This window comes from Delftia sp. UME58 (assembly GCF_014170385.1).
GTDB classification, from domain to species: domain Bacteria; phylum Pseudomonadota; class Gammaproteobacteria; order Burkholderiales; family Burkholderiaceae_C; genus Comamonas; species Comamonas acidovorans.
This window is the reverse complement of the sequence record NZ_LZZV01000032.1, coordinates 97,934-110,184: the sequence shown is the minus strand read 5'-3', so window position 1 is coordinate 110,184 and position 12,251 is coordinate 97,934. Positions and strand designations below refer to the sequence as shown.

11 protein-coding genes and 1 pseudogene are annotated in these 12,251 nt (G+C 67.3%); 4 read left to right on the top strand and 8 right to left on the bottom strand.

All coding sequences use genetic code 11. The features are described from left to right. Positions 1–142 precede the first annotated feature (142 nt). The 3 genes and pseudogenes from A9976_RS11150 to A9976_RS11140 form a co-directional block, all read right to left on the bottom strand. Positions 143–448, bottom strand: a pseudogene (locus A9976_RS11150) (thioredoxin family protein); the annotation flags it as partial. A 9-nt stretch (positions 449–457) separates the two neighbouring features. Next, positions 458–1,801, bottom strand: a complete 1,344-nt coding sequence (locus A9976_RS11145) for a cytochrome c (protein WP_183019065.1) — start codon at positions 1,799–1,801, stop codon at positions 458–460. Then, entirely contained in the window at positions 1,798–2,634 is an 837-nt protein-coding gene (locus A9976_RS11140) for a c-type cytochrome (protein WP_183019064.1), read from the bottom strand. The genes A9976_RS11145 and A9976_RS11140 overlap by 4 nt, the downstream gene beginning before the upstream one ends. Positions 2,635–2,802: 168 nt before the next feature. On the opposite strand from A9976_RS11140, the gene A9976_RS11135 reads away from it, so the two are divergent. Next, positions 2,803–3,798, top strand: a complete 996-nt coding sequence (locus tag A9976_RS11135; RefSeq protein ID WP_183019063.1) for a DnaJ C-terminal domain-containing protein — start codon at positions 2,803–2,805, stop codon at positions 3,796–3,798. After that, positions 3,795–4,130, top strand: coding sequence for a chaperone modulator CbpM (locus tag A9976_RS11130; protein ID WP_183019062.1), 336 nt, complete (start codon positions 3,795–3,797; stop codon positions 4,128–4,130). Before A9976_RS11135 ends, A9976_RS11130 begins: the two co-directional genes overlap by 4 nt. A gap of 88 nt (positions 4,131–4,218) precedes the next feature. On the opposite strand, the gene A9976_RS11125 is transcribed toward A9976_RS11130, so the two are convergent. Next, entirely contained in the window at positions 4,219–4,380 is a 162-nt protein-coding gene (locus A9976_RS11125; RefSeq protein WP_012204826.1) for a hypothetical protein, read from the bottom strand. Positions 4,381–4,625: 245 nt separating this feature from the next. Here A9976_RS11125 and A9976_RS11120 point away from each other — a divergent pair, with 245 nt between their 5' ends. Then, positions 4,626–5,252: a lipocalin family protein gene (locus A9976_RS11120; RefSeq protein ID WP_183019061.1), complete on the top strand. Its 627-nt coding sequence runs from the start codon at positions 4,626–4,628 to the stop codon at positions 5,250–5,252. 18 nt (positions 5,253–5,270) lie between these two features. Here the strand turns inward: A9976_RS11120 and A9976_RS11115 are convergent, their stop codons facing one another. The 4 genes from A9976_RS11115 to A9976_RS11100 form a co-directional block, all read right to left on the bottom strand. Further along, complete coding sequence (locus tag A9976_RS11115) at positions 5,271–6,959, bottom strand: ABC transporter ATP-binding protein (RefSeq protein ID WP_183019060.1); 1,689 nt, start codon at positions 6,957–6,959, stop codon at positions 5,271–5,273. Then, complete coding sequence (locus A9976_RS11110) at positions 6,956–8,083, bottom strand: ABC transporter permease (protein WP_259649179.1); 1,128 nt, start codon at positions 8,081–8,083, stop codon at positions 6,956–6,958. Before A9976_RS11110 ends, A9976_RS11115 begins: the two co-directional genes overlap by 4 nt. A gap of 143 nt (positions 8,084–8,226) precedes the next feature. Further along, entirely contained in the window at positions 8,227–9,255 is a 1,029-nt protein-coding gene (locus A9976_RS11105) for a microcin C ABC transporter permease YejB (RefSeq protein WP_183019058.1), read from the bottom strand. A 96-nt stretch (positions 9,256–9,351) separates the two neighbouring features. Then, positions 9,352–11,169: an extracellular solute-binding protein gene (locus A9976_RS11100; RefSeq protein WP_183019057.1), complete on the bottom strand. Its 1,818-nt coding sequence runs from the start codon at positions 11,167–11,169 to the stop codon at positions 9,352–9,354. Between the two features lie 124 nt (positions 11,170–11,293). Here A9976_RS11100 and fabI point away from each other — a divergent pair, with 124 nt between their 5' ends. Further along, positions 11,294–12,094 (top strand): enoyl-ACP reductase FabI, encoded by an 801-nt coding sequence (gene fabI / locus A9976_RS11095; RefSeq protein WP_012204820.1) that lies wholly within the window; start codon positions 11,294–11,296, stop codon positions 12,092–12,094. Positions 12,095–12,251: the final 157 nt, after the last annotated feature.

Sequence of the window (12,251 nt, the reverse complement as noted above, 5' to 3'; positions counted from 1 at the left end):
GCCTCCGTGACCCTGGCCGAGCCGCGCAACCTGTTGCTGGTGTTGTTGGAGGGGGGCTACCCACCCTCCACCCGGCAGCAGCCGCAGCCGCACGGCATGCCGCCTTTCGGCCATGTGCTGTCCGACGCACAGGTGGCCGCCGTGGCTGCAGCTGCAGCATGCGCGCCACAACCCCCGCCTGGGGCAGCACCGGCCCCAGAAAACGTGCACGCTCGCCATCGGCCACCAGCAGCGAGGGGAAGGTTTCGATGTCCAGGTCACCGGCCACATCCTCGCGGTCCTCGACATCAAGCCAGACAAAGCGCATCTGCGGGAATTGGCTTGCCAGTTCCGCAAACGTGCTTCGGTATTGGTTGCAAACGCCGCACCATTGCGCGCACAGGCAAACCACCCACCAGGGGCGGGTGGCGTCGCTGTCGTCCGGCAGCTTGCCGGCCATTGAATCCATGAAAGCCTCTCAGAAACCACGCCCTTCCCGGGCGCGATAAACCTCCATGTTACCGATTTCCGCCGCCTTGTTGCCCCAGGCGTTGCGCACATAGCTGGCCACGGCGGCCACCTGTGCGTCGGACAGCACATGGCCGAAAGGCGGCATGCCGTGCGGCTGCGGCTGCTGCCGGGTGGAGGGTGGGTAGCCCCCCTCCAACAACACCAGCAACAGGTTGCGCGGCTCGGCCAGGGTCACGGAGGCATTGCCCGCAAGCGCGGGAAACGCGCCCGGCGTTCCCTGGCCCTCGGCACCGTGGCAAACCGCGCATTGCCGCTCGTAGATGGCCCGCCCCAAGGCCATTTGCCCGGATGGCACGGGTGCGGCAGCAGGCCTGCTCCTGGGCGGGCCTGCTGCCGCGCCCTGCTCCTGCAGGTAGGAAGCGAGGGCCTGCAGATCCTGCGGTTGCCAGTGCTGGGTGCTGCGCGCCACGACTTCGGCCATGGGGCCCAGCGCCGATCCCGAAGGACCCGAACCCGTCTGCAGCAACTGCACCCAGGCGGACTCCTGGCCCGCGCGCACGCCGGCTTCGCCCGGATCAAGCAGCGACGGCGCATACCAGGCCTGCCCTGACACAAAGCCACCGGACATGGCCTGGGACGAGGCGCCCATGCCGTTGCGCGGCGCGTGGCACGCCGCGCAGTGCCCCAGGCCCTGGGCAAGATAGGCGCCGCGATTCCAGGCAGCCGCCTTCTGCGGCCGGTCCTGCCAATCCTGCGGGGTGAAGAACAGCGCGCGCCAGACGGCCAGCGAGCCCTGCCAGCCATAGGGAAAGTCCAGCGCATGCCGGGGCGCCTGCGCGCGCACGGCGGGCAGGCTTTGCAGATAGGCAAACAACGCGTCCGAGTCGGCACGCGTCACATGGGTGTAGCTGTCATATGGAAAGGCCGGATACAGCAGGCGCCCTTCCCGTGACCGCCCGTTATGCATTGCACGCCAGAAGTCCTGGGCCGTCCACAGCCCCAGGCCACTTTCCTTGTCAGGCGTGAGATTGCTGGTGTACAGCGTGCCGAACGAGGTGGGCAGGCCCCGCCCGCCCGCATACTCGGCGCCGCCAGCCGCCGTATGGCAGCCTGCGCAGTTGCCCACGCGGGCCAGGTAGGCACCGCGCTCGATCAAGGCAGTTGGCGTTTCGCGCGCGCCTGACCAGCCGCCATGGCCATAGGCGTGCACGCCCTGCTCGCCGCGCAGGTTGAACCAGACCAGGAGCGCGCCCAGCAGGGCGATGATCAGCAACGCCAGCCCTGCCGCCCTGGCCAGCCGCCGTCGCCCGCGTGTGCTCCCGCTTGCCGCGTTTTCTGCCAGGGTGTTCATGGCTTGCCCTCCTGGCCAGCAATGGCGGCCACGGCGCCGCAGCGCAGCGGCATGGGCAGGGCCAGGGCTTCGTGTCCACCCGGCGCCGCCAGCGCAGGGCGCGATGACAGCCAGGCCGTGACGGCCACGACCTCCTGCGCCGTCAGCGCCTTGGCCACCTGGTCCATGCAATCGGGCGCCGCCGCCTTGCGCTGGCCGGAGCGCCAGGCACCGATCTGGCTGTTCAGATAGTCGCGCGACAGGCCCAGCAGGCCCGGGATGTCGTCCCCGGCACCCATGAGCCGCTCACCATGGCAGGCAGCGCAGGCGGGCAGGCTGCGCTGCGCGTCGCCGCGCAAGGCCAGTTGCTCGCCACGGGCGAGTTCAGCGGGCGGCAGTTGCACCGGTACAGGCGCGGCATAGGGAAGCTCCAGGCCAGCGAAGTGCGTGGCGATCTGGCGCAGATAGTCGTCCGACATGAATTCGATCAGCCGGTTCATGGCGGGATAGCTGCGGCGCCCTTGCTGGAAGTTCTTGAGCTGGCGGTACAGATAGCCCGCAGGCTTGCCCGCAATGCGCGGAAAGTAGCCGCTGGGCGTGGCCCGGCCCTCGGGACCATGGCAGGCCGTGCAGGCCAGCACCCTGGCGGCCATGGAGCCCACATCGGGCAGCGGGGCGCTGACCACGGCCGGCGGCAGGTCTGCCATGGGCACGCCCGGTGCTGGCTGCATGGTCTGCGCCATCACCGCGCAGGCTCCACACGCGCCGGCCACCAGCCATGCGCCCAGCAGGGCCCTCCATCCCCTGGAGCCTGTACGCCCCCGCCCAGCCCGCCATCGACTGCCATGTGCCATGTCCGACGCCTCCTGTTCCGTCCTGCCGACGCGCGAATGTAATGAACCCGTCACAAGATGCCAGTCAAGCAGGAAAAGGCCCATCGGTTGAGACCCTGCCATGACCGGGCTATGCTGCATCCGGTTTTGTCCAGAACATCGCCCGCAAGGGCCGGAGGACGGAAATTCATGGATTACAAGGACTACTACCGCATCCTGGCCGTGGACAGGCAGGCCAGTGCCGATGACATCAAGAAGGCCTACCGCAAGCTGGCGCGCAAGTACCACCCCGATGTCAGCAAGGAGGCGGACGCCTCCGAGCGCATGGCCGAAGTCAACGAAGCCAATGCCGTGCTGTCGGACCCCGAAAAGCGCGCCGCCTATGACGCCCTGGCCGATGCGCCGCGCCGCAGCGGGCCTGGCGCCGGCGGCTTCCAGCCACCGCCCGGCTGGGAAGGGCAGGACTTTCACTTTCGCAGCGGCGACGGCGCCATGCCGGAAGGCGACGCGGACTTCAGCGAGTTCTTCTCACAGATGTTCGGCCAGGGCGCACGTGCCCGCCATGCGGGCGGAGGTGGCCAGCATCGCCGTGCGCCTGACCTGCGCGGGCAGGACCAGCACGCCAGCATCGAGCTGGACCTGCTGGACAGCTACCAGGGCGCGCAGCGCAGCCTGCACCTGCGCACCACGGTGCTGGACGAGGACGGCCACCCGGTGGCGCGCGACAAGGAATTGCAGGTCAGCATTCCCAAGGGCGTGCGCGAAGGCCAGATGATCCGCCTGGCCGGCCAGGGAGGCCCGGGCCTGGGCAACGGCCCGGCAGGCGATCTGCTGCTGGAAGTGCATCTGCGCCATGACCCGCGCTGGTGGGCCGAGGGCAAGGATGTCTACCAGCCCGTGTCCCTGGCCCCCTGGGAAGCCGCACTGGGCGGCCCGGTCCGCGTGGCCACCATTGCCGGTGAATTCGAGGTCAGCGTACCCGCAGGCAGCCGCGCCGGCCGCAAGCTGCGCATCAAGGGCAAGGGCTTGCCTGCCGCCACGCCGGGCGACCTGTACCTGGTGCTGGGCATCGCCCTGCCCGAGCCCCAGACCGACGCCCAGCGCCAGGCCTATGCGGCACTGGCCCAGGCCTTTCCCTCGTTCGATGCCCGCCAGCACGCAGCGGGCCAAGGAGCCACGCGATGAGCACGCCGCTGTACCCCTTCTACGAGCCGGCAGAACTGCTGGGCGAAGGCGCTCTGGACCTGCAGGATCTGGCCCGCCACTGCCGGCGCAACACCGCCTGGGTGGTGGAGCGTGTGCAGACCGGCGTGCTGTACTGCGAAAACGAGCAAGCCGGTGAAGCGGACGCGCCACAGGCACAGTGGCGCTTCAGCAGCCAGACACTGGTGCGCGCGCGCCGCATAGCCCACCTGGAGCACAGCTTCGATGCCGACCCTCAGCTGGCCGCGCTGACGGCGGACCTGATCGAGGAAGTGCAGATGCTGCGCCGCAAGCTACAGGCACTGCAGCACTGAGCACGGTGCCTCAAAAGCAAAAGCCCTCTTTCGAGGGCTTTTGCTTTCAGAACGTGGCCGCAGCAGGCGTGCATGCGGACCGCCGTGCTCAGCGGTGACGCTTGCCGGGGTTCTTCTTGGTGTGGGTGTGCGCGCCACGGGCGCGGCTCACGCGCTGGCCACGGCCGGGCGTGGGCAGGGTGACGCCGTTGGGCAGGGGAGGCTGGGGAGTGAACTTGCGGTCGGCTTCGGTAACGATCTTGTTGCCCATGGCATTTCCTTCTTCAAAAAAATGAGAACGCGCAATTAGGCCATAGACCTGCATGACCGCGCACAAAAAAACACATGGCCTGCTCTGGCATAGGGAAAGTTCCAGCGTTGCGCGGTCCGCACAGCACCGGCGCAGGCAGCGCCGGCCTACACTGCGACCCGGTTTTCTGTCCTAAAGTAGGAGCATGCTGCCAAGCGCGCAAGACCCCTGGCATGCACGCCTGCCTGAACACGGAGTTCCGCACCATGTCACCCCGCCAACCAGATACAGAGTCAACTGCCCGATCCACTCCCCGCCCCGCCTGGGTTCTGCCAACGGCCGGCCTGGCAGGGCTTGCCGTTGGCGCCGCCGCAGCAGCATTGCTGTGGAAGGGCCTGCGCAACCCACCCATCCCCCCTACCGTGGAGCCGGTGCGCGGCTGGGACATCGAGCGCTACATGGGCCGCTGGTATGAAGTGGCCCGCATCGACCATAGTTTCGAAAAAGGCCTGGAGCGCACCCAGGCCGAGTACACACCGCTTCCCGACGGCACTGTGCACGTGCTGAACCGGGGCTACGACGCCCGCCACCGGCGCTGGAAATCGGCCGAGGGCAAGGCCCGCACGGTGCACGGCCCGGACGTTGCGGCACTCAAGGTCTCTTTCTTCGGCCCGTTCTACGGCGGCTACAACGTGGTGGCTCTTGATGCCGAGTACCGCTGGGCCATGGTGGTGGGATCGGACCTGCGCTATTTCTGGATTCTTTCGCGCACGCCCGAGCTGGCCGACGGCGTGGCGGCACGCCTGCTGGCACAGGCCCGGCTGCTGGGCGTGCCCGTGGACAAGGTCCAGTGGATCCTGCAGGACGGGGTCAATCCCACGGGCAGCTGGTAGCGCGGTCCGGCAACTGCCTCAGAACCCCTCGGGCATGCCATCGCCCGAGAAGCCCGCGGCCTCCACCAGCCGCTGCGTGTACGCCTGGCGCGGCGCGCCCAGCACCTGGGCGACGGGGCCGGATTCGACGATGGCGCCATCCTTCATGACCACCACGTCATGGGCCATGGCGCGGATCACGTCCACGTCATGCGTGATCAGCAGATAGGCCAGGCCCCGCTCGCGCTGAAGCCGCTGCAGCAGGCCCAGCACCTGCTGCTGAATGGTCACATCCAGCGCGCTGGTGGGCTCGTCGAGCACCAGCACCTCGGGCTCCAGCACCAGGGCGCGAGCAATGGCGATGCGCTGGCGCTGGCCTCCCGAGAATTCATGGGGATAGCGGTCGAGCAGGCCGGGAAACTGTTCCTGCGTCAGGCCCACGGACGACAGCATCTCCACGATGCGGTCGCGTTGCTGCGTCGCCGCCAGCGCCGGCGCATGCACGCGCAGGCCCTCGCCAACGATCTGCTCCAGCGTCAGCCGCGGCGACAGCGATGAATACGGGTCCTGGAACACCACCTGCACCTTGCGCCGCAGCGCACGGTTGGCGGGCGAGTTGCGCGTGGCTGGCTGCTGCCAGGCATGGCCGGCAATGCGCAGCCGGCCTTCATGGGGCAGCAGCCCCAGCACGGCCTGCGCCAGCGTGGACTTGCCCGATCCCGACTCCCCGACCACGCCCACGGTACGCCCTGGCAACAGTTCCAGGTCTGCGGACTGCACGGCGACGAAGCGCCCCTGGCCGAACCATCCGCGCATGCCTGCCAGCGGCACCGGATAGCTGACCTTGAGACCCTGTGCCTGCACCAGCGGCTCGCCAGCCGTGGCGTCGGCGCCTGCCTCCACCTCGATCAGGTCGCGTCGCGGCACGCTGGCCAGCAGCTTGCGCGTATAGGCATGGCGCGGGGCCGCCATGACCGCCGACACCCCGCCCTGCTCCACCAGTTGCCCGCGCTCCATCACCGCCACGCGGTCGGCAAAGCGCCGCACCAGGTGCAGGTCGTGCGTGATCATCAGCACGGCCATGCCGGTCTGGCGCTGCAGGTCATCGAGCAACTGCAGGATCTGGCCGCGCAGCGTGACATCGAGTGCCGTCGTCGGCTCATCGGCCAGGAGCAGGCGCGGGCTGCTGGCCAGCGCCATGGCGATCATGGCGCGCTGGCGCTGCCCGCCACTGAGCTGGTGGGGAAAGGCGCGGGCGCGGCGCACAGGCTCGGCGATGCCGGTGGTCGCCAGCAATTCGGCAGCCTGGACCAGGGATTGCGCTCGCGTCAGCCCCTGCTTGAGGCGCAGCACCTCGCCCACCTGCTCGCCGACGGTCATCAGCGGGTTGAGCGCCGTCATGGGCTCCTGGAAAATCATGGCCACGTCGCCACCACGCACGGCGCGCATCTCGCGCTCGGGCAGGCGCAGCAGGTCGCGGCCGTCGAACAGGGCCTGGCCGCCCAGCTGGGCATCCCCAGCCAGCCGCAGCAGCGACAGCGCCGTGATGGTCTTGCCCGAGCCGGACTCGCCCACCAGCGCCAGCTTCTCGCCGGCCGCCAGGTCGAAGCTCACGCCGTGCACCACGTCCTTGCTGCCGAAGCGCACGCGCAGGTTGCGCACGGACAGCAATGTGCGGCCACGGCCGGGGGGCGAAGGTATTTCCATTGCCGGCTGCTCTGCGTTCATGCGGCGTCCTTTGCATCGACACCGGGGGCGGCATCGCTGGCAGCGGCCTTGCGCGGGTCCAGCGCATCGCGCAGCGCATCGCCCATGAAGGTCAGCAGCAGCAGCGTCACCACCAGCACGGCAAAGGTGGACAGCGAGATCCACCAGGCATCGATGCTGTTCTTGCCCTGGTTCAGCAGCTCGCCCAGGCTGGGGGTGTCAGGCGGCACGCCCAGCCCCAGGAAGTCCAGCGAGGTCAGGGCCAGGATGGCCGCACTCATGCGAAACGGCAAAAAAGTCACCACGGGCGTCATGCTGTTGGGCAGCAGATGGCGCCAGATCAGCGCGCCATTGCCCACGCCCAGCGCCCGCGCCGACTTCACATAGTCCAGCTGGCGGTTGCGCAGGAACTCGGCACGCACGTAGTCCGACAGCCCCATCCAGCCGAACAGCGACAGCAGCACCAGCAGCAGCGAGACGCTGGGCGCCAGCACCGCGCTGAAGATGATCAGCAGATACAGCTCGGGCATGGAACCCCAGATCTCGATGAAGCGCTGGAATGCCAGATCGGTCCTGCCGCCGAAAAAACCCTGGACGGCCCCCGTCACCACGCCCAGCACCACGCCCGACACCGTCAGCGCCAGCGCAAACAGCACGCTGACGCGAAACCCGTAGATCAGCTGGGCCAGCAGATCGCGCCCCCGGTCATCGGTACCCAGAAGGTTGTCGCGCGAGGGCGGCGCCGGATTGGGCGAGGTCGCAAAGTAGTTCAGCGCCTGCGGCCCATAGGGATTGAGCGTATACAGCGCCCAGTTGTCGCCCTGGCGCAGCCGGTCGCGGATGAAGGGGTCCAGGTAGTCGGTGGCCGTCTCGAAGTCGCCGCCGAAAGTCTTCTCGGAATAATCGTTCCACAGCGGCCAGTAGGTCTGGCCCTCGTAGCGCACCACCAGGGGCCGGTCGTTGCTGATCAGTTCGGCCCCCAGGCTCAGCACCACCATCACGCAAAAAGCCACCAGGCTCCAATACCCCAGCCGATTGCGCCTGAACCGCATCCAGGCGCGCCGCGCCGGCGACACCGCCACCACAGCCAGTGGTACAGGCGCTGCCCCGGGCAGCCCTGCGCCTGGAGCGGCAAGGGAGTGCATCTCAGTTTCCATGTTGCTGCATCACAGTGGCGCGACCGCCCAAAGTCAGGGACACAAGATAAGGGCCTGCGCCAGCCGCCAATGGCCCGAACGCTCCCCCCGCAAAGCAAGAAGGGGAAGCGGCGCAGCCGTTCGGGGAGCGCTCAATCAAACCGTACACGCGGATCCACCCACACATAACAAAGGTCACTGACCAGCTTGGTCACCAGGCCGATCAGCGTGAACAGATACAGCGTGCCCAGCACCACGGGATAGTCGCGCCGAATCACGCTGTCATAGCTGAGCAGGCCCAGGCCGTCCAGCGAGAACAGCGTCTCTATCAGCAGCGAGCCCGTGAAGAAGGCCCCGATGAAGGCGGCCGGAAATCCGGTGACGATGGGGATCAGCGCATTGCGCAGCACGTGGCGGTAGAGCACCTGCCGCTCGGACAAGCCCTTGGCACGCGCAGTCAGCACGTACTGCTTGCGAATCTCTTCCAGGAAGGCGTTCTTGGTCAGCATGGCCGTGATGGCGAAGCTGCCCGCCACCATGGCCGTGACCGGCAGCGCGATATGCCAGAGATAGTCCACGATGCGCGCGCCCCAGGACAGCTCGTCCCAGTTGGAGGAAGTCAGCCCGCGCAGCGGAAACCACTGCAACTGGCCGCCAAAGATCACCAGCAGCGCCACGCCCAGCACGAAACCGGGAATCGCATAGCCGACCAGGATCAGCAGCGTGGTGACGAAGTCGAACCGCGAGCCGGCCCGCACGGCCTTGGCAATGCCCAGCGGCACGGCAACGAGGTAGCTGATGAAAAAGGTCCACAGCCCCAGGCTGGCCGAGACCGGCAGCTTCTCCTTGATCAACTGCCAGACATCCTTGTTCTGGAAGAAACTGCGTCCCAGGTCGAACCGCGCGAACTGCCCCAGCATCTGGAAAAAGCGCTCATGGGCCGGCTTGTCAAAGCCGTAGAGGGCCTTGATCTGCTCTATGCGCTGGGGATCCACCCCCTGGTTGCCACGGTAGGCCAGGCCACCGCCCTCGCCGCCACGGCCCACGCTGGCCTTGGCCTCGGCCAGATACTGCTCGACCGGGCCACCGGGCACGAACTGCACGACCACAAAGGTCAGCAGCAGCACGCCCAACAGGGTCGGCACCATCAGCAGCAAGCGTTTGAGTATGTAGGCCCACATAAGAAGTCTTGCATTATGTCCATTGCGGGGAGGGGCCCCGGCCCGGGGACGTCCCCATCATGCAACGGATCGCAACGACACAGCCGCAACGCCGGCTCATGGAGGCGGCGCGGTCAGCACCGGCATGCGGGCCCACCAGGTGTCCATGGCCCAGCTCTCGCCCTTCGCGTAGGCCGGAACCACGGCCGGTCGCACCAGGCGCCAGGAGTCGTAGACCATGCGGTGCGTGCCGGCGCTCCACTGCGGAATCAGGTAGTGGCCGTGCGTGATGATGCGCTCGAGCGCGTGGCAGGCAGGCAACAGTTGCGCCTCTGTCTTGGCCTCGGTCATGCGGCGGATCATGGCGTCGACCGCCGGGTTCTTCACGCCGGGGAAATTGCCGGAACCCTCGGTTGCCGCCGCCTGGCTGCCGAACAGGTCGGCGAATTCCTGGCCCGGATTGTTCGTGCCCTGGTAGGCGATGGAGATGATGTCGTAGTCGAACTTCTCCACGCGCTGCTGGTACAGCGCATAGTCCGCCGAGCGAAAGCGCAGCCGGATGCCCAGCTTTTCCAGATTGCGTATCCAGGGCGAGACCTGGCGTATGCCCGACTCGCTGCTGTCCAGGTACTCCAGCTCCATGGCCTGGCCCCGCGCGTTGCGCAGCACGCCATCCTGAATGGTCCAGCCGGCATCGGCCAGCAATTGCCGCGCCTGGCGCAGATTTCCGCGCAGCGAGCTGTCGCCATCGGTGCGTGGCGGCTCCGCCATCGGGCCGAACGCCTCTGGCGGAATGCTCTTGCGCAAGGGCTCCATCAGCGCCAGCTCCTCGGGCGAGGGCTCGCCATGGGTCTCGCAGGCCGTGTTGCCGAACAGCCCTCGCACGCGCTGGTAGGAACCGTAGAACATCTGCCGGTTCATCCACTCGTAGTCCATGGCCAGGCCCAGGGCGCGGCGCACCCGGACGTCCTGCAGCACAGGCCGGCGCACGTTGAGCACATAGCTCTGGAATCCCGATGGCAGCTTGTTGCTGAACTCGCCCTTGACCAGTTCACCGCGGTCGAAGCGCTTGCCGTACAGGCGCCGCGCCCAGTCGCCTGCGCTGTAAAAGCGCATGAGGTCGAACTCCCCGGCCTTCAGCGCCTCCAGCCTCGCCGTGTTGTCGCGGTAGATCTTGACGGAGATGCGATCGAAATTGGCCGTGCCCACGCGCACAGGCAGATCGCGGCCCCAGTAGTCCGGGTCACGCACATAGGTGATGTCCTTGCCGAATCGCACGGGACCTATCTTGTAGGGCCCGCTGCCGATGGGCGTGTCCGTCACCACCTGATCGAAGGGCTTGGCCTTGCCGTTTTCCACGCCCCAGTCGCGGCTGAACACCGGAATGGCCCCCACGGTCAGCGGCAATTCCCGGTTCGGCTGCTTGAAGCGAAAGCGCACGGTGCGCTCGTCCAGCACATCGACGCCCGCCACATCGAAGAACAGCGTTCTGTAGCCGGGCAGTGCATGCGGGCCCACCAGCGTGTCATAGCTGAACTTGACATCGGCGGCCAGCACGGGCTTTCCGTTGTGAAAACGTGCCTGGGGCCGCAGCCGGAATGTGGCGGACAGGCCGTCGGCCGCGGCCTGCACATCCTCGGCCAGCAATCCGTAGCCGGTGGCGGTCTCGTCCAGCGAGGGCCACAGCAGGGTGTCGAACATCAGCTCCGCCAGATAGGCGGGCGACGACCCCTTGATGGTGAACGGGTTGTATTTGTCAAAGGTGGAGATGCGCAGATTGCTCACCAGGCGCAGCTCGCCGCCCTTGGGGGCCTTGGCGTTGACATAGTCGAAATGGCTGAAGCCCTCGGCGTAGCGAGGCTCGCCCCACAGGGCATAGGCATGCGAGCCCCAGGCCGGCACACACGCCGAGGCCAGCAGCAGCGAAGAAATCATCCAATGGCGCATGCGACAATTCTGCACCACGCAGCCAGCCCTTCCGCTGGCAAACGCTGACGCGGGCCCCGGCCATCGCCGCCAGCTGGTGCGCACTTCCACTCACTTTCTCTGGAGAACAACAATGGGCTTTCTCGCCGGTAAAAAACTGCTGATCACGGGCGTTCTGTCCAACCGCTCCATCGCCTACGGCATCGCCAAGGCCTGCCATGCACAGGGCGCGGAGCTGGCCTTCAGCTATGTGGGCGAGCGCTTCAAGGACCGCATCACCGAATTCGCCGCCGAATTCGACTCCAAGCTGATCTTTGACTGCGACGTGGCCGACGACGCCCAGATCGACAAGCTGTTCGCCGACCTGGGCGCGACCTGGGGCAAGTTCGACGGCTTCGTGCACAGCATCGGCTTCGCACCGCGCGAGGCCATCGCAGGCAACTTCCTGGACGGCCTGTCGCGCGAAGGCTTCAAGATCGCGCACGACATCAGCGCCTACAGCTTCCCCGCGATGGCCAAGGCGGCCCTGCCCTATCTCAACGACAAGTCCTCGCTGCTGACCCTGTCGTACCTGGGCGCCCTGCGCTCCATCCCCAACTACAACACCATGGGCCTGGCCAAGGCATCGCTGGAAGCCTCGGTGCGCTACCTGGCCGAGGCCGTGGGCCGCACGGCCGACGGCCGCGCCATCCGCGCCAACGGCATCTCGGCCGGTCCCATCAAGACCCTGGCCGCCTCGGGCATCAAGGACTTCGGCAAGCTGCTGGGCCGCGTGGCCGATGCATCGCCGCTGCGCCGCAACGTGACCATCGAGGACGTGGGCAATGTGGCCGCCTTCCTGCTGTCGGACCTCGCCTCGGGCGTGACGGCCGAGATCACCTACGTGGACGGCGGCTTCAGCCAGACCGCTGGCCTGTCGGCCGACCAGGTCTAAGTCACCGCCAGTCCCCGCCCCGCCCTGCAGGCATTGCCGCCTGCGGGGCTTTTTTTCGCCTGGAATCCGCGCATCCGCATCCTGCAGATGCGCGAAAGGAAATACACATCGGCTTGCATACGGTCATTTCCGTTTTGAATGAGAATGATTCTCATGA

What these genes read in the sequence shown, in the direction of transcription:
- A9976_RS11145 (WP_183019065.1), bottom strand. Translation starts at nt 1,801, where the DNA reads ATGAACACCCTGGCAGAAAACGCGGCAAGCGGGAGCACACGCGGGCGA.
- A9976_RS11140 (WP_183019064.1), bottom strand. Translation starts at nt 2,634, where the DNA reads ATGGCACATGGCAGTCGATGGCGGGCTGGGCGGGGGCGTACAGGCTCC.
- A9976_RS11135 (WP_183019063.1), top strand. Translation starts at nt 2,803, where the DNA reads ATGGATTACAAGGACTACTACCGCATCCTGGCCGTGGACAGGCAGGCC.
- A9976_RS11130 (WP_183019062.1), top strand. Translation starts at nt 3,795, where the DNA reads ATGAGCACGCCGCTGTACCCCTTCTACGAGCCGGCAGAACTGCTGGGC.
- A9976_RS11125 (WP_012204826.1), bottom strand. Translation starts at nt 4,380, where the DNA reads ATGGGCAACAAGATCGTTACCGAAGCCGACCGCAAGTTCACTCCCCAG.
- A9976_RS11120 (WP_183019061.1), top strand. Translation starts at nt 4,626, where the DNA reads ATGTCACCCCGCCAACCAGATACAGAGTCAACTGCCCGATCCACTCCC.
- A9976_RS11115 (WP_183019060.1), bottom strand. Translation starts at nt 6,959, where the DNA reads ATGAACGCAGAGCAGCCGGCAATGGAAATACCTTCGCCCCCCGGCCGT.
- A9976_RS11110 (WP_259649179.1), bottom strand. Translation starts at nt 8,083, where the DNA reads ATGCACTCCCTTGCCGCTCCAGGCGCAGGGCTGCCCGGGGCAGCGCCT.
- A9976_RS11105 (WP_183019058.1), bottom strand. Translation starts at nt 9,255, where the DNA reads ATGTGGGCCTACATACTCAAACGCTTGCTGCTGATGGTGCCGACCCTG.
- A9976_RS11100 (WP_183019057.1), bottom strand. Translation starts at nt 11,169, where the DNA reads ATGATTTCTTCGCTGCTGCTGGCCTCGGCGTGTGTGCCGGCCTGGGGC.
- fabI (WP_012204820.1), top strand. Translation starts at nt 11,294, where the DNA reads ATGGGCTTTCTCGCCGGTAAAAAACTGCTGATCACGGGCGTTCTGTCC.